Consider the following 21265-nt stretch of genomic DNA (forward strand, 5'->3'; position numbering starts at 1 on the left):
ACAAAAGACATGTTTGTTCAACCACCTACATGGCCAGAAGAATTTGCAAAACGCTACCGTGAAAACGGCTGTTGGCGTGGAGAAACCTTTAGCGGGATGCTTCGTGAACGCGCCGTATCGTTAGGGAATAAAACAGCGATTACATACGCTGATACACACATGAGCTATCAAGAACTTGATGAGCGCGTCAGCAGTCTTGCCGCCGGTTTTCATCAGCTTGGAATCCAAAAGGGAAGTCGAGTTGTCGTACAGCTTCCTAACATTCCTGCTTTTTTTGAAGTCGTTTTCGCTTTATTTCGTATCGGTGCTTTACCCGTCTTCTCACTGCCATCTCATAGAAGCAGTGAAATCACTTATTTTATTGAATTTGCCGAAGCAGACGCATATGTCATACCAGATATCGATGGCGGCTTTGATTATCGATCACTCGCACGTCAAGTGAAAGAAAAACTTCCCTCATTACCTCATGTCATTGTTGCAGGAGAAGCTGAGGAATTCCTAGACTTGGATGATTTGCGCAAGGACCCAGCGCTCGATCCACAAATACATGTAGAGGCAAGCGACATTGCGTTTCTTCAGTTATCTGGAGGAAGCACAGGCCTTTCTAAGCTCATACCTCGTACACATGATGACTATATTTATAGTCTTTGGAAAAGCAATGAGGTGTGCGAGCTCACACAACATAGTGTGTATCTAGCTACACTTCCAGTTGCACACAACTATCCATTAAGCTCGCCTGGTGTTCTTGGGACATTATACGCTGGTGGAAGAGTCGTTCTTGCACCTGGATCAAGCCCTGATGTCGTCTTTCCACTCATTGAAAAAGAACGGGCGACTATTACCGCTGTCGTTCCACCAATTGCATTGATTTGGCTCGAAGCCGCTCCTCATCGATCAGATGACTTATCGAGTCTTGAGGTCTTACAAGTCGGTGGTGCTAAATTAAGTGCTGAGGCAGCAAAACGAGTGATGCCTGCCCTTGGGTGTAAGTTACAGCAAGTTTTTGGCATGGCAGAAGGTCTGGTCAACTATACCAGATTGGATGATCCTGAACATGTCATTATCCATACACAAGGACGCCCGATGTCTGAATATGATGAGGTACTAGTGGTAGACGATGAGGACAAGCCCGTCCCGAATGAAGTGGCTGGACACCTTTTAACAAGAGGACCTTATACGATTCGCGGCTACTATAAAGCCGATGAACAAAACAAAAAAGCATTTACACCAGATGGCTTCTACAGAACAGGTGACATCGTGCGATTAACCAAAGAAGGAAATGTTGTTGTAGAAGGCAGAGACAAGGATCAAATCAATCGTGGTGGCGAAAAGGTTGCTGCTGAAGAAGTTGAAAACCATTTACTTGCGCATCCTGACATTCATGATGCCGCCATGGTGTCCATGCCAGATCCATTTCTTGGCGAACGCTCATGTGCCTTTGTTATTGCGAAAGGAAACAACAAACCAGCACCGCATGTCTTAAAGTTATTTCTAAGAGAACGTGGGCTCGCTGCCTATAAAATTCCTGACCGCATTGAATGGATTGATGCGTTCCCACAAACAGGTGTAGGCAAAATCAGTAAAAAAGCATTAAGAGAATTAGCTGCAATCCATACTGCCAACGTATAAAAAAGAGGAGTGAAAACCATGGCAATCCCTACTATTCCTGCGTATCCAATGCCAAGCATACATGATTTACCCGAAAATAAAGTGAACTGGATCCCTGATCCGAAACGTGCTGTCTTGCTGATACATGACATGCAGCAATATTTTTTAAATGCATTTCAACAAGATACTTCACCGATTACAGAGTTAGTGCAGCATATTGAACAATTACGTGATACATGCAAAGAACTCGGCATTCCAGTCGTCTATACAGCTCAACCTGGTGATCAAGACCCGAAGGATCGTGCCTTATTAACCGATTTTTGGGGACCTGGTCTTGGTGATGATGAAGCATTGACAAAAATCATTGATCAGCTTGCTCCATCTGAATCAGATACAATGCTGACAAAATGGCGTTATAGCGCATTCAAAAAATCCAACTTTTTAGATCTTCTTCACGAAGGCGGACGTGATCAACTGATCATTACTGGCGTATATGCACATATTGGATGTATGCTGACAGCCGCAGAAGCATTCATGTTCGATATTGAAACCTTTTTTGTCGCCGATGCCGTCGCTGACTTTTCACTTAAGCATCACAAAATGGCAATGACCTATGCAGCTGAACGCTGTGCAGTCACCACAACGACAAACCAAATCATCAGTCGTTTAACAGGACAAGAAGCAAACAGTGATGACCTATCCTTTGATGCCATCGTTCACCAAGTAGCTGAGTATCTTCAAATCAATCCAAATGAAATACCGCTTGACGAGAATCTCGTCTACCTTGGCCTTGATTCAATTAGAATGATGAGTCTAGCGGAAAAGTGGAGACAGCAAGGAGCAACAGTCAATTTCGTTGAGCTTGCAGCAAATCCAACGCTCATGTCTTGGCGGACTCTTCTTTTCCCAGAAAAACAGCCATCTATCCCAAATATCGATTACTTGTAAAGGAGGTTTAGGCCCTTGTCGATCCAGTCCGTCGATTCATTCCCACTAACCGGTGCCCAATCAGGCATTTGGTATGCGCAGCAGCTTGATCCATCTAACCCTATTTTCAATACAGCTGAGTATATAGAGATTAAAGGTCCTATTGATCCCATACACTTTGAAGCAGCCATTCGAAAGACTGTCTTAGAAGCAGATTCCTTGTATATGCAATTCGTTGAGGATACTGACGGTCCAAAGCAATGGATGACATCTAAGAAAGAAATCCCATTTCAATATGTCAATTTACAAAATGAAAAACAGCCGTTTGATGCGGCTAAAGCATGGATGAAAGCCGATCTTTCCACACCAGTCTCTTTAGAGAAAGATGTATTATTCCGTGAAGTGCTTTTTCAACTTGCTGACGATCGATTCATTTGGTATCAGCGCATTCATCATATTGCCATTGATGGATTCGCCTTTTCGCTCATTGCACGTCGTGTTGCTGAGGTCTATTCAGCCCTATCGCAAGGGACACCTGTGCCTCCTCAAACATTTGGAGCTTTACATGATGTAGTCCAAGAAGAGATCACTTATCAACAGTCCAATCGATTTGAAGATGATCGAGCATTTTGGAAAAATCGTTTTGCTGATCAACCGGAAATTGTCAGCCTTGCTGAGCTTGCCCCAAGAACGTCGGATCATTTTATCCGGAAAACGGCTAGATACGATGCCGAAAAGGTAAGCAAAATGAAAAAAAACGCCCAAGCCTTCGGTAGTACGTGGCATGAAATGATTCTTGCCGCATCCGCACTCTATATGCATCGTATGACGGGTGCACATGATATTGTTTTAGGATTACCTGTGATGATGCGCCTTGGATCGTGCGCCTTGCAAACACCTGGAATGGTCATGAACCTGGTACCGCTTCGTTTAACATGCAAACCAGAAATGACGCTCTCAGCACTTGTTCGTCAAGTATCTGATGAACTGAAAGCCATTCGTCCTCATCAACGATATCGTCATGAAGACATGCGGAGAGACTTTAAGCTCATCGGAAGAAATCAACGATTATTCGGTCCACAGATCAATATCATGCCATTTGATTATGATCTCAAGTTCGATCAGAGCATTGGTCGAGCACACAATCTCTCAGCAGGACCGGTAGATGATTTATCGATCAACATATACGACCGTGCGGATGGAAACGGATTTCAAATCGACTTTGATGCAAACCCTGCTGTTTACAAAGAGACAGCCGTTGACGCTCATCAACATCGTTTTCTTCAATTGCTGGAGGAAATAACCGGACTAGAGCAAGATCAGACAATCAGTCAATTCAACCTTCTTTTGTCTGAAGAAAAAGAGAACATTCTCAAGCACTGGAATGATACAAAACGAGAATTACCAAAAGAATCATTACGGGAACTATTTGAAAAACAAGTGAGCAAAACGCCGCAAGCAAAAGCATTACAGTTTGAAGGAATCATTTTGACCTATGAAGAGTTGAATCAGCGGGCAAATCAGTTAGCTCATTATTTGAAAAATCGTGGCATTGGACCAGAACAATTCGTCGCAATCGCTCTGCCTCGATCCATCGATATGGTCGTAAGTCTATTAGCCGTCGTCAAAACGGGAGCCGCATATCTGCCACTAGACCCTGATTATCCTAACGATCGTGTCGCCTATATGCTAGAAGATGCCAAACCGGCGTGCTTGCTCACAATCAATGAGACAGCAGGTGGTTTGGACTATCCTCACATCGTTCAACTGGATGATGCAATTGTTCATCAGGAGATAGCAGGCAGTCCGCATCTCAATCCTACCTGGAGCGAGGGCTCTCCACATCACCCCGCCTATATCCTCTACACGTCAGGATCGACAGGCAAACCAAAGGGTGTTGTTGTAACAAAGCGAAATGTAGTCAACTTTATATTGTCCATGCAAGATGCATTTTTATTAGATCAAGGAGACCAGCTTTTAGCGGTAACGACCATAGCCTTTGATATTTCCGGGCTAGAAATGTTCCTCCCACTTTTACATGGGGCTGCTATTTTATTGGCAAAAAAAGAAACGATACAAGAACCAGCAAAGCTTTCAAACATGATTCGTTCTCATCATGTCACAATCATGCAGGCAACACCAACGTTGTGGCATGCATTGGCAGATGAATACCCTGACGTGATCACAGGTATGCGTGTTCTTGTTGGAGGAGAAGCACTTCCTGCCTCCCTTTTGCACACACTGCAATCTCTTCAATGCGACATTACCAATTTGTACGGACCTACAGAAACGACGATCTGGTCTACGATGGAAAATGTCACAGCGCATCAAGAGAATAGCGGGCCGGCAATTGGTAAACCCATTTGGAATACGAGCATTTACATTTTAGATGAAGGACTAAACCCAGTCCCAGCAGGATCAATCGCTGAACTTTATATTGCAGGTGAAGGAGTATCAAGAGGATATCTTGGACGATACGACTTAACGGCAGAACGATTTGTCGCTGATCCGTTCGGCACAAAAGGCACGAGAATGTATCGCACTGGTGATTTAGCCAGATGGCGTGAAGATGGTTCGATTGATTATATAAGCCGTGCCGATCATCAAATTAAAATCCGCGGATTCCGTATTGAACTGGGTGAAATTGAAACCGTGATTATGCAGCATCAAGCTATAAAGCATACATCTGTGATCGTTCGTGAAGATCAACCTGGACAACAGTTGCTTTGTGCGTATGTTGTGCTGACAGACGACTCAGCTCTTCACCCTTCAGAGCTCAGGCAATTTGTGGCTGCATTACTTCCAGACTACATGGTGCCTTCTGCTGTTGTCGTTTTGCCGGAACTGCCACTTACACCAAACGGCAAAATCGATCGCAAAGCATTACCAGTGCCAAATATGTCTTTAGTTAGTTCCGATCGTACACCTAGAACACCCCAAGAAGACATGTTATGTAGTTTATTTGCAGAAACCCTTGGCGTATCTCAAATTGGCATAGATGATAGTTTCTTTGATTTAGGCGGACATTCTTTACTTGCCGCTCGTCTGCTTCGACGTATACGCGATACATTCGGTGCAGACCTAAGCATGAGCACCATTTTTGAATCACCCCGAGTCGCTGAGCTTGCACAGCACTTAGATAAAGCAAAGGACATTCGGCCGCCGCTTCAGGTAGAAAACAAGCCAGATGAGATTCCGTTATCCTTTGCTCAGAAACGGCTCTGGTTCCTTCATTGCCTTGAAGGTCCAAGTCCAACTTACAATATTCCACTTGTCATTCAGCTAACAGGTACACTAGATCAACAAGCTCTAACTGGTGCTTTGGCAGATATCACTGAAAAACATGAAACCCTTAGAACCATTTTTCCAAATAAGAATGGCATGCCAAGACAGGTTATTTTACACCCAAAAAGTGTTCAGCCTGAGCTCCATGTCACAGCTTCGAGTGATCAACAAATTGAGAATCAATTAAATGAATCCATTCGCTATAGCTTTCAGATTGAAGAAGAACCTGCACTGCGAGCAGAATTATTCACGCTTGATGCCAATCGGTCTGTCCTGCTTCTATTGCTGCATCATATCGCTGGTGACGGCTGGTCACTTGCACCGTTGACACGAGACTTAGCTGCTGCTTATGAAGCTCGTATTCAAGGGAAATCCACCCCATTGCCAGCGGAACCTGTTCAATATGCTGACTATGCTATTTGGCAGCAGAAACTGTTGGGCAGTGAAAAAGAGACGGATAGTCTATTTGCCAAGCAGCTCAGCTATTGGAAAGGTGCCTTACATGACCTGCCAGAAGAACTTGAGCTTCCCTATGACTTCCCACGTCCACAGGAAGGAAGCTTCAACGGTGCGACGATAGACTTTACGATCGAACCGGCTTTACATCAAAACCTTCTTGAGCTTGCGAAACAGCATCAAGTGAGTTTGTTCATGGTGCTTCAAGCATCCCTTGCAGCATTACTGACACGCCTTGGGGCGGGGACAGATATCCCAATCGGCAGTCCAATTGCTGGACGGAATGACGATGCTCTTGACGATATTGTCGGATTGTTTGTGAACACACTAGTATTACGTACAAATACAGCTGGTAATCCAACCTTCAGTGAGCTATTGAAGCGAGTGCGAAACGTTGACTTAGCAGCCTATGAGCATCAGGATCTGCCATTTGAACGGCTAGTGGAAATCCTAAATCCAACCCGCTCCAGATCACGGAATCCATTGTTCCAAGTGATGCTTGCCTTCCAAAATACACCGAAGGCGGAAATGAAGCTGACACAACTTGATTCGGATCTCTACGTAAAACCAGTGGGATCAGCTAAATTTGATCTGACCATCGAATTGACAGAACAAAGAACTGAAACTGGATCAGCAGCAGGATTAACAGGATTGTTTGAATTCAGCACAGATGTATTTAAACAAAGTACCGTTCGAGCAATCGCTGACAGAATGAAGCGCTTTTTAACAGAGATAGCTGAGCGCCCACATCTGCCGATTGGTCAAGTGAACATTTTATCAGATCAAGAACGACAAACATTTCTCCCTGACAAACAGACATTCGCTCAGTCAGACCAAGCACCTAATCTCCCAGCCTTATTTGAAAAAACGGTGCAACAATTCCCTGATCGAGTGGCTGTAACGGATGGCAAGAGGCAGCTGACCTATGGTGAGTTAAACAACAAAGCCAATCGTCTTGCTCATTTATTAATACAAAGAGGCGTTGGACCAGAACAGTTCGTTGCACTTGCCCTGCCTAGATCAATTGATATGCTCGTCAGTTTATTAGCTGTTCATAAAGCAGGCGCAGCCTATGTTCCTCTTGATCCTGACTATCCAGCAGACAGGCTGGCATACATGATACAAGATGCCAAACCAGTTTGCAGCATCACAACAAAAGCAGCTGCATTGCATCTCCCTGCTGACTGCGATTTGATTTTGTTAGACGAAAAAGAAACAATTGATCAATTGCTGACTACGCCAAATCACAATCCGGCTGATATAGACAGAATTGAGCCGCTATCTTCTCTGCATCCGGCCTATATTATTTATACGTCCGGCTCTACAGGGAAACCAAAAGGAGTGGTCATTCCACACCAAAATGTCATCCGTCTTCTGACATCTACTGAACATTGGTTCCATTTCGATGAAGAGGATGTTTGGACAATGTTCCATTCATATGCCTTTGACTTTTCAGTTTGGGAAATATGGGGACCCCTTTTATATGGCGGGCGACTTGTCATTGTTCCTCATACCATCTCTCGTTCTCCAGAAGAGATGATGCAGCTTCTAGTCGATGAAGGTGTGACTGTACTTAATCAAACACCTTCCGCCTTCTATCAGCTCATGCAGATAGACAAGGAACAACAAACACTTGGTCAAGCATTATCACTCCGCTATGTCATCTTTGGCGGTGAAGCATTAGAACTTAGCAGATTAGAAGATTGGTACAGCCGTCACTCAGACTGCAAGCCAAAATTAATTAACATGTATGGCATTACAGAAACCACCGTTCACGTTACGTACAATGTACTCAATCGAGACATGATCGCAAAGAAATCCAGCAGTTTAATAGGCGAACCAATTCCTGACTTACACGTGTACGTACTAGATGAATACCTACAACCTGTTCCCCCTGGGACGACAGGTGAAATGTATGTAGCTGGAGCTGGCCTTGCAAGAGGTTATCTAGGCAGACCTGACCTGACATCAGATCGATTCCCTGCCGATCCTTATGGAGCACCTGGCACAAGGATGTATCGTACAGGCGACCTTGCGCGCTGGACAGAAGAAGGGGATCTTGATTACATTGGCAGAGCTGATCATCAAATTAAAATACGCGGATTTCGCATTGAACTTGGAGAAATTGAAGCCGTTCTGGCACGCCACGATGCAGTTGCACAAGTTGCCGTCATGATGCGAGAGGATCAGCCTGGCGACAAACGCTTAGTCGCATATTTCGTCACAACTGAAGAAGACCGTTTCGATACTGAAACCCTTCGTCATTTTGCAGCAGCCAGTCTTCCTGATTACATGGTTCCCGCGGCATATGTACAAATTGACACCATGCCGCTTACAGCAAACGGGAAGCTTGATCAAAAATCACTGCCAGCACCTCAATTGCATATACAGCAAGCAGATGGCCGCGGCCCAAGAAACCCGAAAGAGGAAATCCTATGTCATCTCTTTGAAGAGGTGCTTGATTTACCTAAAATCAGCATAGACGATCGCTTTTTTGACATTGGCGGGCATTCCTTACTTGCGGTTCGTTTAATCAGCCGCATTCGTGATGCACTTGGTGTCAAACTAAGCATCGGAACGTTGTTTGAAGCACCAAATGTAGCAAGTTTGGCAGAGAAACTAGAAACAGGAAGCGATGAAAACGCACTAGAAATCCTGCTGCCACTGCGAACAAATGGAGAAAGATATCCTCTCTTCTGTGTTCACCCGGCAGGTGGTCTTAGCTGGTGCTATGCAGGTCTCTTGAATACATTAGAAAAAGACATCCCTATTTATGGATTACAGGCACGAGGAATCGCAAGAAAAGATGACTACCCGCACACACTAGATGATATGGCTGCGGATTACATCAAGCACATCCAAACGATTCAGCCAAAAGGCCCTTATCATCTACTTGGCTGGTCACTTGGCGGAAACGTTGTACAAGCAATGGCTACTCAACTCCAGCAGCAAGGTGAAGAAATCGCTCTCGTTGCGATGCTGGATGCCTATCCAAACCATTTCTTACCGATTAAAGAAGCACCTGATGAAGAAGAAGCACTAATCGCTCTTCTTGCACTCGGCGGTTATGATCCAGATACCTTAACAGGTGAACCGCTCACGATGAAGAGTGCTGTCGACATCTTGAAGAAAGATGGCAGTGCACTAGCAAGCTTAAGTGAGGATGCCATTAGAAATCTAAAAGAAACCTATGTCAACTCAGTGCGATTGCTCGGGGAATATCAGCCAAAAACTTATCAAGGGGACATATTATTCTTTAGATCTACCATTATCCCAGACTGGTTTACACCGATTGATCCCGAAGCATGGGCACCTTATATCAACGGAACCATTGAACAGCACGACATTCATTGCCGGCACAAAGACATGTGCCAGCCTAAACCCCTAGCAGAAATTGGTGTCATCTTAGACAACGCTCTGCACCGGGTCAAACAAAAGCACTAAGAATAAAGGAGAGATGACAAATGACAAATCCCTTTGATCGTGAAGACGGTGTATTTCTTGTGCTTGTCAATGAACAAGGACAACATTCACTTTGGCCATCATTTGCACCAATACCAGATGGATGGGAAAAGGTCTTTGGTGAAGACACTAGAAATGCCTGCATTGATTATATCCAGACACACTGGCAGGACTTACGGCCATTAAGCTTAACAAAAGAACCTGCGTTAGCACATGGAAAAACGGAATAAATCATCGCACCCTGATCTCCATCAGGGTGCTTTTTTGACAGAATAAACACACCATTTTCCAGCTCTTTCTGATACAATTCAATTGAGAATATTTATCAATTAATAAGAGATCAGGTGGTTTTATGGGAAACAATCATCAATTATGTACAAAGGTAAATGCTGAACAATGCATTTATCGATTAACATATACTGAAAAAATAAATAATGCAGATCTTCCACATACGGAGCAGCAGTTGTCAGATACATTCTGCCTCCTCTTTAGCATAAGCGGCAATGGTTTACTTACATTGAATGATCAAAGATGGCGATTGAAAAATCTGACACTCTATACGATGATGCCTGGGGAAACATTTATGTTGAAAACAGAGCCTTATCAAAAACACGAGCTCTATCTGTTTCGCTTTCAAATGTACGCGTCACAAGGTCAAAGCATAGAAGAAGTATCAACTGAACAAGCCCGATCTTTACTGAATGTATGGCAATTTATCGATATTAGCTCGATTGAACAAATTCATTCTTTACTGTCCGACATGACAGCAGAATGGCAAAAACCTGAATCCATTAGCTTTTTTAGAAGCCAAACCCTTTTTCAACAGCTCATCCTGCAGCTTTTCACACTGCATAAAGAAGACATTTGTGACACAACACACGCCCTTTTCAAAACAAAACAATATATCGATCAACATTCCGAAGAACCTCTCAGCCTTACAAGTCTATCTCATATGGCTGGTATCAGCGCCAATCATTACAGCGAGCTATTTAAAAAGCATTTTGATGTGAGTGTCACTGATTATATCACCAAGAAAAGACTGGCTAGAGCCAAACAGTTAATGGCGAAAGGTCATGCAAAGCTCAAAGACATTGCACAGGACATTGGCTATCAAGACCCCTATTACTTTAGCCGCATCTTTAAGAAAAAAACGGGTATCACTCCTTCTGCTTATATGAAAAGCCGTCAACGGAAAATGGCTGCCTATGGCCATTCCATACTCGGGCAGCTCACACCTATTCATATCATCCCATATGCTGCCCCTCTTCACCCTAAATGGACAGCACATGATTTTGAGCATTATGCAGAAGAAATTCCGATCCATCTGAGTGCACATCGTATCAACGAGCACGCTGAAGCCAATTTACAGCAATTGAAGGAAGCACAACCTGAGCTGATCATTGCCAATGATCATGTGACAGAGGCAGAAAAACAAGCGTTGAAAACCATCTGTCCTGTACACTTTGTTCCATTCACACAATTGGATTGGCGCACTCAATTCAGACAAACAGCTCTGTTCTTAAACGAAACGAGGGAAGCAGAAGAATGGCTGCTTCATTACGAAGAACTCGTTAATCAAGCGAAAAAGGAATGCGTTATTGATCATCCACCAAGAACCGTCCTGCCTCTTCGTATCTTTCAAGATCAGCTCTACTTATCTGTCAATCGCACCTTGTCAGAAGTAATTTTTCATGACATTGGCCTTCTGCCAGCTTTTCAGAATGATGGCCAGCTCATCGAAAAAAAAATCAGCATTCACTCTATACAGCAGTTAGACCCAGATGCCATCTTCCTTTTGTTGCATAAAGAACCAAAAACCCTTGCTTTTTATCAAAAGTTAAAGCAACAGGAGGCTTGGCAAAATCTCAAGGCTGTGACGCAACAAGCCGTCTATCCACTCGCTTCTGACCCTTGGCGTGAATACACAGCAGCCAGTCATCAACGAGTCATTCAGGACCTTTTATCTTTTTTTCCGTAAAAAGTCCATCACTAGACAGATCATTGTCTATGGATAAAAGGACGAATGACTACTACAATCTTTAATTGAGAACAATTATCAGTTAAAGGAGAAAACAAATGAAAAAATGGTTCGCATTGCTTATCCTTTGTATCATGACGATCATCGCAGCAGCCTGTGGTGCTGCAGAAAATAAACCGGCTTCCAACACAACCAAAAGCAAGTCAGCTGAAGCAGCAGAAACAAATATCAAATACTTAGATCAAACGTACAAACTGAAAACACCAGTGAAACGAATCGTCATTGCTGGAAGCCTAGAATCGATGGAAGATGCAAAACTACTTGGTATCGACCCTATTGGGGCTTCTACTGTAGGCGGCACTTTCCCTGAATTATTTAAAGACATTACAGCAAAAACAGAAGGCATTGGGGAAAAAACAGAACCAAACCTAGAAAAAATCTTAAAACTAAAACCAGACGTGATACTCGGATCAACCAAGTTCCCGCCTGCAACAATTAAAAAACTAGATAAAGTCCAAACGACGATCCCAGTATCACATGTCTCTTCCGACTGGGAAAGCAACCTTTTATTACTCGGTGAACTGACTGGAAAAAGTGAAGAAGCGAAAAGCATCATTTCTGATTATCAGAAAGATCTCAAACAAGCGAAAGAAACCCTGAAAGACAAAAGCAACAACAAAACAGCTGTCATTTTACGCATTAGACAGGGCGACCTGTACGTGTACCCTGAAGACGTATACTTCAACTCTACTTTATATGGGGACTTAGGGTTTACAGCACCAAGTGATATCAAAAAAGCCAAAGCACAAGCAATGATTTCATTGGAACGCCTAGGCGAACTCAATCCTGACTATATCTTTGTTCAGTTCTCCCAAGAGGAAAACTCATCGAATCCAAATGCATTGAAGGACTTAGAGGGAAATAAAATTTGGAACAGCCTAAAAGCTGTGAAAAATGGGCACATCAATGAAAATGTCGTTGATCCTATGCTTCAGGGAGGAACAGCACTAAGCAAAACAACTTTCCTTGATCAGGCTGTCAAATGGCTAGATCAAACCAACTAAAAAGATGCGCATCTTGACAAAGGGCTAAACATTTTAGCCCTTTGTTCTTCTTTTCAGCAGAGCTTGAAAACTTGAAGGAGAGAATACACATGAACGGAACGTTTCTATATGACGAATTGAACGGGCGGCAGCTTGATATTTACCTTCCACCGGACACCTCTATTGATGTTCCAGCTGTCTTTGTACAAGATGGCTCTTCTTTGTTTAGAACCCACCTGCTAGAGATCGAAAGCATGATTGAAGCCAAAACCATCTCGCCAATCATCATCGTCGGTATACAACCATTCAATCGACTTGACGAATATACACCATGGAAAGCATCATCACTGCGTTCTGGATTCCCTGACTTTAAAGGTGAGGCACAGACATATGTGTCATTTTTAGCAAATGACTTGCTTCCATATATCAAAAGAGAATACTCAGTCAAACAGACCGGTCATGAACATAGTCACATAGGTGCTTCATTAGGTGGGCTATTTGCAATTTATACTTTATTGATGTACCCTGCTCTTTTTAAAAAAATCGCATCTATCTCTGGATCATTTTGGTATCAAGATTTTCTACCATTTGCTAAACAACAAAGCATTCAGTCTGTGGACCACCTTGTCTATTTGTCTGTAGGCAGTGAAGAAGGGAAAGGCAAAACATCTGTCCAACAGCACATGCCTTTATTCAACAAACAACTCCATGATCTTTTATTACAGAAAGGGATGCAGGAACGAAAGCTTCACTTTCACATTGAACAAGGAGAGGGCCACCATCTGAAACAATTTCAAAAAAATTTCTTATCGGCCATCAAGTGGTTTTATAAAAGAAAACCTTAATTTTTTATCAGCAAGTCACAAAGTCGATATGGTATATTGGAACGTATAGATTGAAAGAGGAGGGATTTGCGCATGAGACCTTTACAAATCTCAGCCGATACCGCACAAAAGCTTGCTGCATCACTCAATGTACCGTTAGAGCAAATCATGCATATGCCGCAGCACATCTTATTAGCTAAATTAGCGGAGCTTGAACAGAAGAAAGATCGTTCTTAAAGAAATAAAGGAGTTTACATTCATGGAACAACAACTAGAAAAATCAACATTTCATCCTCGCAGTACAGGGCAAACCATTTTGCTGATTGCTGGGATTTTACTCATTGCCTTTAACCTGAGGCCAGCCATTACGTCTGTTGGTCCTGTGATCGGTGCCATTCGTTCTGATTTACAGCTTTCAAATGGACTGGCTGGTTTCCTCACGACATTACCACTGCTCTCATTCGCATTGCTATCTCCCATTGCACCTAAAATCGGAAAACGTCTTGGGAATGAACGAACACTTTGGCTTGGGCTTGCTGTCCTGCTCTTTGGGATTGTCATTCGTTCATTGGGCAGCATCACCTTTTTAATGATGGGAACAGCGCTAGTCGGCGTCGGGATTGCGATTTGTAATGTGCTTTTACCTGGACTTGTGAAACATAAATTCCCTGCACATGCTGGATTAATGACAAGCGTGTATACGACATCGATGTCCGTTTTTGCTGCACTTGCATCTGGTGTCAGCGTTCCGCTCAGTCATGCAATGCCTGGCGGCTGGAATACATCATTCCTTGTCTGGGCCGGACTTGCTCTTCTTGCAATGATGGTGTGGGCGCCGCAGCTTCTTCATCAGAACACAGCGGCTGTCAAAAGCATTTCACTCAAAGAACAGCCAATATGGCGTTCACGTGTCGCATGGCAGGTGACCTTTTTTATGGGCTTGCAATCATTCCTTTTCTACAGCAGCATCGCATGGTTTCCTGATATTTTGACATCACATGGCATGAACCTAGCGACAGCGGGATGGATGCTCTCTATTATGCAGTTCACTGGTCTGCCATCCACCTTCTTAACGCCCGTTTTTGCAGAAAAATTAAAAACGCAAAGACCGCTTGTCGTCGGCCTTGTCCTTGTATATTTACTCGGCATGATTGGTCTCCTTCTCGGAGGGTCGACGCCTATTCTTGTTATCTCTGTGCTATTAATCGGCGTCGGACAAGGGGCCAGTATCAGTCTTGCCCTCACATTTATCGGATTAAGAACAACCAATATGGAACAAGCAGCTGCCCTTTCTGGAATGGCGCAGTCACTCGGTTATTTATTAGCCGCTGTTGGTCCATTCATGATCGGTATCCTTTTTGATGTGACACATACATGGACGCCATCTATTATCATCTTTATCATCGTTCTATTTTTCATGTTTTTATCCGGTATGCGTGCTGGACGAAGCATCTATATTTCAGATCCATCATAAAAAAAGAACCCGTCTCACGAGGAGACGGGTTCTTTTCTGTTTATGCTTGTTCTGTGACGTGCACTTTTAATGTTGCTTGTACTTCTGGGTGAAGCTTCACCGGTACATTTGTGTATCCTAACGCACGGATGGCATCATTCAACTCAATTTTACGCTTATCGAGTTTGATTTGATGTTCTTTTTGCAATTTATCAGCGATCTGTTTGCTTGTAATCGAACCAAATAGACGACCGCCTTCACCTGATTTAGCAGTGAGTTCCACTGTCAGCGCCTCAAGTGTTTCTTTTAATTGTTTCGCTTGCTCAAGCTCTTGGATGGCATTCTTTTTCTCTTTGTTTTTCTGCCCTTCCAATGCACTTAGGTTCGTTGGAGTTGCTTCAACAGCTAACCCTTGTTTGATGAGAAAGTTGTGAGCGTATCCGTCAGCTACATTTTTGACTTCGCCTTTTTTCCCTTTGCCTTTTACGTCTTTTAGAAAGATGACTTTCATCTTTGAACCCCTCCTTCGAAATATTCGTCTATGGCAGCTTTTAACTTCTCTACCGCTTCTTCAATGGTTATACCATAAATCTGGGTCGCAGCGTTAGTTAAATGACCGCCGCCATCTAATGCTTCCATAATAATTTGAACGTTGATATCCCCTAACGATCTTGCACTAATACAGACCGTATCGTCATCTCGCCTTGCGACAGCAAATGATGCTTCAACCTCACTCATCGACAAGAGAGAATCAGCCGTCTGTGCGATCGTAATTTGATCATAATACTCAGATCTGTCAGACGGCAAGGAAGCAATCGCTACCTGATTTTGATACAGCTCTGTATGCTGAATGAGCTTTGCCCGTTTGATGTAATGATCGACTGTCTCTTTCAAAAACTTTTGCACAAGGACAGGATCTGCCCCTTTTGCACGAAGGTAGGATGCTGCATCGAACGTTCTTGACCCCGTTCTGAGGGAGAAACTCTTCGTATCCACGATAATCCCAGCAAGAAGTGCTGTGGCCTCAATCATGTTAATCCGCAATTTCTTCGGCTGATACTCTAACAGCTCTGTCACAAGTTCTGCTGTAGATGAAGCATACGGCTCCATATAGACAAGTAAAGGATCTCGGATAAATTCCTCACCACGTCTATGGTGGTCAATGACAACGACGTTTTCGATCTTATTTAGCAGTCGTTCTTCCATCACAAGGGACGGTTTATGTGTATCTACAACCACAAGCAATGTGTCATCCTTTGCAAGCTCCATCGCTTCCTCAGGCGTGATAAAACGGGACCAAAGTTCTTCATAATTCTTAATTTCACTAATTAAGCGTTGAACGCTATCCCCAATCTGGTTGGCATCAATGACGATGTAACCTTCTTTTCCATTCGCTTGAGCAACCTTTAAAATCCCAATCGAGGCACCGATAGAGTCCATGTCGGGGAACTTATGCCCCATGATCATAACATTACCGCTTTCAGATACAATTTCTTTTAAAGCATGTGAAATGACCCGTGCGCGTACTCGTGTCCGTTTTTCCATTGGATTGGTTTTTCCACCGTAGAATTTCACTTTCCCATTCGGCTGTTTAATCGCTACCTGATCCCCGCCTCGTCCGAGGGCAAGGTCAAGACTCGACTGCGCAAGTGCGCCAAGTTCTTTTAAAGAAGGAACAGACGCACCGATTCCAATACTAAGGGTAAGTGTGGCGCTATGTGCCCCTGTTTTCTCACGAACCTCGTCTAAAATGGAAAACTTCGATGCTTCAAGCTCTGCTAAGATGCTTTCGTTTAATACAGCCATAAATCGTTCAGATGAAATTCTTTTTAAGAAAATGCCGTATTCTTGTGCCCAATTGTTTAACAGCGATGTGACTTCACTATTAATCGCGCTGCGCACCTGATCATCAAGACCCTGCGTCACATCATCATAATTGTCTAAAAAGATATAAGATAACACCGTTCGTTCATTTTCATACTGTCTTTCAATCTGCACTTGTTCCGTGACATCAAAGAAATATAAAAGGCGCTCTGACCGTTTAATAATGACTTTGAATTTCCGGTCATTCAGCGTCACATTTTCTGTCTCAACCTCTTGTTTAATAAGAGGCACAATGGATTCAAATGTATCATACAAGGATCTGCCGACAAGTGTGCTTTCATGGAAGCACGAAGCGAGAAATGGATTGGTCCATTCGATATAATACTGGTCATTAAACAGCATAATACCAATTGGCATCTCCATTAATGCTTCTTCTCCAACCTTTTTGACTCGATAGGATAATGTTGAAATATATGAATCAATCTCTTTTTGCACCTGCGTATCTGCCCACTTTAAAAAGTAGAGCACACCCGCAAGGACTAAAAGACCAACCGCTCCTATGATCCAATTAAAATAAAGGTTGAGGAGGACTGTGATCACCGCAAGGACAATTAATGCGAAGATCGGATACTTGATGACAGGTTTTCGATAGAAGCTTGGCACTGATATCAACTCCTCAACATTCAGAGTGAATTATTTGTTTTTACTTTTTCTCTTAAATCAAAGCCTATGTCAGCAATCCCTATAATACGCACAATCACACCGATTGGCGGAAAGAGAATCGTCAATACGACGGCAAAAATGGGTACCACTTTTGAGATGTTTTTTTCGTGGCAATAATAGAAGATAAAAGAAAAGCCCTGAATAAGCACCAGTATAAATAAAATTTGAAAAGCACTCGTTTGCACGAGCGATAAAAAGCTGCCTTTCTCCGGCTGAATCAGCATCAAAAGCAGTGTGAGTAAATAATACCATACCATGCTTTTTGGCAGCCGCATATCCTTAAATTTCTTAAGAGCTGGCATGTCTGGAACAAACCGTTTGATCAACGGCCGCACAAACCAATGATTGACGAAAGACATGAGCGTGACAAAAATCAAAAGCGCTACAGGTAAAGAATTTAATGCCGTATCCTGCATCTCTCTAAACTGCTTGAGTTGTTTTGCTATGTCCTGATCAGTAGCGCCAGATTGTTTTAAGGTACTCTCTACCATCGGCATGATTTGGTCAATTGATTCCTTTGCGACACCCAGTATATCTACTTGAAACAGCTGGACACTGACAACAAAGTAAATGAGAAAACTGAATAAGTAGATCAGCGCACCCGTAATAATAGCCTGACCTGGCTGCCTCCTTCTGTAGAAAACACCCATACCTACTCCAACAGCAATCAGCATTGGCGCACTTAACAGCCCATTAATAGACCCAATTAAAAAGCTGATCACTATGCCAATAGCGCCAGCCGCAATTCCTTTTTTCAAGCCATGCCTGATTGTATAGAGAATGATCGGAATCGGAGCAGCCATGAAGAAAATAATGGCTAAAAGTGGCACATACAAATAAAACAGCGTCATGACCGCAAAAATACTGATCATGATAGCGCCTTCTACTAACGCTTTTGTTTGTTTCACACCTTCACCTCAATCCAAACATTTTTCTATATCTTGCTCAATGTGTACTTCTATGTATACGTACGATGTACGCTCCGTCATATCTTGACCCAACCTTTATTTTACCATAGCCGTAAATCGCAAGTAAAATGCAGGCTATTCCAAGAACGTTTCACGTGGAACAACTTAGATCGTCTTGTACATGCAACTTTTCAGACAGCATGTTACAATTTTTTAGATTATTCTTAGCTATAAACCCTGAATTCAAGGTCAAAAGCTGTTAGAATAGAAACATCATCAATAAAAGTAAGAAGGAGAATTCACATGGGAAAAACACTCGTATTCGGACACAAAAACCCTGACACAGACACGATTTGCTCTGCTATCGCTTACGCTGATCTGAAAAACAAAATTGGCGTTCAAGCAGAAGCTGTCAGACTTGGAGAAATCAATGGAGAAACACAATACGCATTAGATTTCTTTAAACAAGAAGCACCTCGTTTCATTGAAACGGCTGCAAACGAAACAAAACAAGTCATTCTTGTCGATCATAACGAATTCCAACAAAGTGTAAGCGATATTGATCAAGTACAAGTGACAGAGGTCATTGACCATCACCGTATTGCCAACTTTGAAACAAGTGAACCTCTTTACTATCGTGCTGAGCCAGTTGGCTGCACAGCAACGATCTTAAACAAAATGTACAAAGAGCACCAAGTCACAATTGAAAAAGAAATCGCTGGTTTGCTTTTGTCTGCGATCATTTCTGATTCCTTGCTATTCAAATCCCCAACATGCACACAGCAGGATGTTGATGCTGCGCATGAGCTAGCAAAAATCGCAGGAGTAGACCCTGAAGTATATGGTTTAGATATGCTGAAAGCAGGAGCTGACCTAAGCCAAAAAACAGTTCAAGAATTAATCACACTGGATGCAAAAGAATTTGCACTAGGAAACAGCAAAGTCGAAATTGCACAAGTTAATACAGTTGATATCGCTGAAGTAACAGCAAGACAAGCTGACATCGAAGCAAAAATCAATGAAGTCATCGCAGCGAAAGGTCTTGATCTATTTGTTTTAGTGATCACAGACATTCTAGAAAATGACTCTCTTGCGCTTGCCCTTGGTGCTGAAGCAGCAAAAGTAGAAAAAGCATTTAATGTCACACTTGAAAACAACACTGCTTTACTAAAAGGTGTTGTATCAAGAAAGAAACAAGTCGTGCCTGCACTAACAGACGCACTTTCTTCATAAACATAAAAAGACTGCTGACATCTTCAGCAGTCTTTTTTCTTCTTTTAATGAATGTACATATCGCTGACAAGAATATCCTTTAGCACGCTTGTTGGAATCGTGAATTCAACTACACCCATGTAACCAGGCGCCACATCATATTCGTTGAAGGAAATCACCAGTTTGCCTTTTGAATTGATATAGAAGCTTTGATCTGGCTGAATCTTCTTAAACGGATCAACCGTATCTTGCTTCGTCATCCAGTAAATCTTATTTGAATCCTCTTTCATCTGTTTCTTCATTTGTTCTTTAATATTTTCACTAATCACATCAATATAACGGTCATCTTTAAACAGACTTGGTAATGTAATGAGTACATGGTTTTTCTTATCCACCGTATCATATGTCATTTCCTCTGCCGCAGAAGCCTGAGTCGTCACCTTGTATCGACCTAGTGAAAGAATTTGATCATTATTTGTTCTTACTTCATATCCGCTCTCTACACTCAAATGACCATTTTTATAACCCTTTGTTTCCTTTTCAAAATCTTGATACAGCTTTTTGTTTTCAGCTAAATATTTTTGATTCAGGCTGTCTTGTAATTTTCCGTCCCCAAGCCCTGAAACGTGTGGTGTTTTGAGATCAATATTTGTTCCCTGATCGCTCTTTTTAAATTCTGTGAACGTCACGACTTTCACAAGCTCTCCAATGACGGGTACTTCTGAAATCGCTCTTGCTGCCTGCGGACTGACATTTACAGTGGTGACAAATAAAGCAGCTGCAGCAACAAGTCCGATCGTCCATTTCTGAAAATGAGGTTGCTTGTTTTTTCGTTTTAATGTCCGTTCAACCATAGCATCGTATTCCGGGGGAATAGGGATTTCTAGATATTCCTCTTTTAACTGTTCCAAATGCTTATCCATTTATATTTCCTCCTGCGATAATTCTACTTTTAAAAGCCGCAACGCCTTATATAATCTTGTTTTAATGGTGTTTTCATTTTCTCCAAGAATATGAGCAATGTCCTCTAGCTTTAAATCCTCAAAGAATCTTAATATAATGATGACCCGATACATCTCCGGCAAATCTTCTATTGCCCGTCTGACATCTTGATCCTCATAGACATCCGATTCACCCTGTGATAAAAATTCCAGCGTATCATCGTCTGTCACTTGCACACGCTTCTTCTTTCGTAAAAAGTCGAGGGCAGCGTTTACGACGATTTTATAAAACCAGCTATGCATCTTGGTCGCATCCTCTAATCTGTGAACAGATTTGAGTGCTTTATGAATCGCCTCTTGAACGACATCCATCGCATCTTCTGGGTTTTTGACATAGCTATAGGACAATCGATAAAAACTGTGTTTATGCTCCATTACGTAATCCGCAAATTGATCATCAATCTTTCGTTTCTTCATTTTACAAAGAGCTCCTTTATCTTAAATGCGCATCTGTTATTTCTTACATTGGATAGACGCGCACCTGTTAAAAATAGTTTGCGCTCCATTATTTTTTTAACATGTCATCCCATTTACGTTTCTATACAAAAAGAGCGAACCTGA

Annotated in this window: 15 protein-coding genes; 10 read left to right on the forward strand and 5 right to left on the reverse strand. The window is 42.6% G+C overall.

What is annotated here, in order from left to right; all coding sequences use genetic code 11:
- Window positions 1–9: 9 nt before the first annotated feature.
- From NSQ52_RS19335 to NSQ52_RS19375, 9 genes are all read left to right on the forward strand, one after another.
- Window positions 10–1629, forward strand: coding sequence for a (2,3-dihydroxybenzoyl)adenylate synthase (locus NSQ52_RS19335; protein WP_096882128.1), 1620 nt, complete (start codon window positions 10–12; stop codon window positions 1627–1629).
- A gap of 18 nt (window positions 1630–1647) precedes the next feature.
- Window positions 1648–2556 (forward strand): isochorismatase family protein, encoded by a 909-nt coding sequence (locus tag NSQ52_RS19340; RefSeq protein WP_039169005.1) that lies wholly within the window; start codon window positions 1648–1650, stop codon window positions 2554–2556.
- A gap of 15 nt (window positions 2557–2571) precedes the next feature.
- Window positions 2572–9720, forward strand: coding sequence for an amino acid adenylation domain-containing protein (locus NSQ52_RS19345; protein ID WP_342473787.1), 7149 nt, complete (start codon window positions 2572–2574; stop codon window positions 9718–9720).
- Window positions 9721–9740: 20 nt separating this feature from the next.
- Window positions 9741–9968 (forward strand): MbtH family protein, encoded by a 228-nt coding sequence (locus NSQ52_RS19350; protein WP_024718451.1) that lies wholly within the window; start codon window positions 9741–9743, stop codon window positions 9966–9968.
- A gap of 122 nt (window positions 9969–10090) precedes the next feature.
- A complete protein-coding gene (locus tag NSQ52_RS19355; protein WP_338705907.1) occupies window positions 10091–11716 on the forward strand; it encodes a helix-turn-helix domain-containing protein in 1626 nt (541 codons plus the stop codon).
- A 98-nt stretch (window positions 11717–11814) separates the two neighbouring features.
- The gene (locus NSQ52_RS19360; protein WP_035704087.1) at window positions 11815–12780 is read left to right on the forward strand and encodes an iron-hydroxamate ABC transporter substrate-binding protein; all 966 of its coding nucleotides are present in this window, start codon (window positions 11815–11817) and stop codon (window positions 12778–12780) included.
- A gap of 89 nt (window positions 12781–12869) precedes the next feature.
- On the forward strand, window positions 12870–13604 hold the full coding sequence (locus NSQ52_RS19365) for an alpha/beta hydrolase-fold protein (RefSeq protein ID WP_342473788.1): 735 nt from the start codon (window positions 12870–12872) through the stop codon (window positions 13602–13604).
- A gap of 72 nt (window positions 13605–13676) precedes the next feature.
- Complete coding sequence (locus tag NSQ52_RS19370; protein ID WP_008347524.1) at window positions 13677–13820, forward strand: YycC family protein; 144 nt, start codon at window positions 13677–13679, stop codon at window positions 13818–13820.
- A 22-nt stretch (window positions 13821–13842) separates the two neighbouring features.
- Entirely contained in the window at window positions 13843–15057 is a 1215-nt protein-coding gene (locus NSQ52_RS19375) for an MFS transporter (protein ID WP_045034911.1), read from the forward strand.
- 40 nt (window positions 15058–15097) lie between these two features.
- On the opposite strand, the gene rplI is transcribed toward NSQ52_RS19375, so the two are convergent.
- From rplI to NSQ52_RS19390, 3 genes are read right to left on the reverse strand one after another with little or no spacing between them, the layout of a single operon-like run.
- A complete protein-coding gene (gene rplI, locus NSQ52_RS19380) occupies window positions 15098–15547 on the reverse strand; it encodes a 50S ribosomal protein L9 (RefSeq protein ID WP_007497423.1) in 450 nt (149 codons plus the stop codon).
- Window positions 15544–17523: a DHH family phosphoesterase gene (locus tag NSQ52_RS19385; RefSeq protein ID WP_017359884.1), complete on the reverse strand. Its 1980-nt coding sequence runs from the start codon at window positions 17521–17523 to the stop codon at window positions 15544–15546. The genes rplI and NSQ52_RS19385 overlap by 4 nt, the downstream gene beginning before the upstream one ends.
- 20 nt (window positions 17524–17543) lie before the next feature.
- Window positions 17544–18491, reverse strand: coding sequence for a YybS family protein (locus NSQ52_RS19390; RefSeq protein WP_039169015.1), 948 nt, complete (start codon window positions 18489–18491; stop codon window positions 17544–17546).
- A gap of 303 nt (window positions 18492–18794) precedes the next feature.
- Here NSQ52_RS19390 and NSQ52_RS19395 point away from each other — a divergent pair, with 303 nt between their 5' ends.
- Window positions 18795–19724 carry a manganese-dependent inorganic pyrophosphatase gene (locus NSQ52_RS19395; RefSeq protein ID WP_008347534.1) on the forward strand — a complete coding sequence of 310 codons (930 nt, stop codon included), beginning with the start codon at window positions 18795–18797 and terminating at the stop codon, window positions 19722–19724.
- Window positions 19725–19768: 44 nt separating this feature from the next.
- On the opposite strand, the gene NSQ52_RS19400 is transcribed toward NSQ52_RS19395, so the two are convergent.
- Together NSQ52_RS19400 and NSQ52_RS19405 are read right to left on the reverse strand one after the other, a co-directional pair.
- The gene (locus tag NSQ52_RS19400; RefSeq protein WP_017368457.1) at window positions 19769–20626 is read right to left on the reverse strand and encodes a DUF3298 and DUF4163 domain-containing protein; all 858 of its coding nucleotides are present in this window, start codon (window positions 20624–20626) and stop codon (window positions 19769–19771) included.
- Window positions 20627–21121 carry an RNA polymerase sigma factor gene (locus NSQ52_RS19405; RefSeq protein ID WP_007497431.1) on the reverse strand — a complete coding sequence of 165 codons (495 nt, stop codon included), beginning with the start codon at window positions 21119–21121 and terminating at the stop codon, window positions 20627–20629.
- Window positions 21122–21265 lie beyond the last annotated feature (144 nt).

Origin of the sequence: Bacillus sp. FSL W8-1141 (assembly GCF_038593205.1) — a bacterium.
GTDB classification, from domain to species: domain Bacteria; phylum Bacillota; class Bacilli; order Bacillales; family Bacillaceae; genus Bacillus; species Bacillus altitudinis.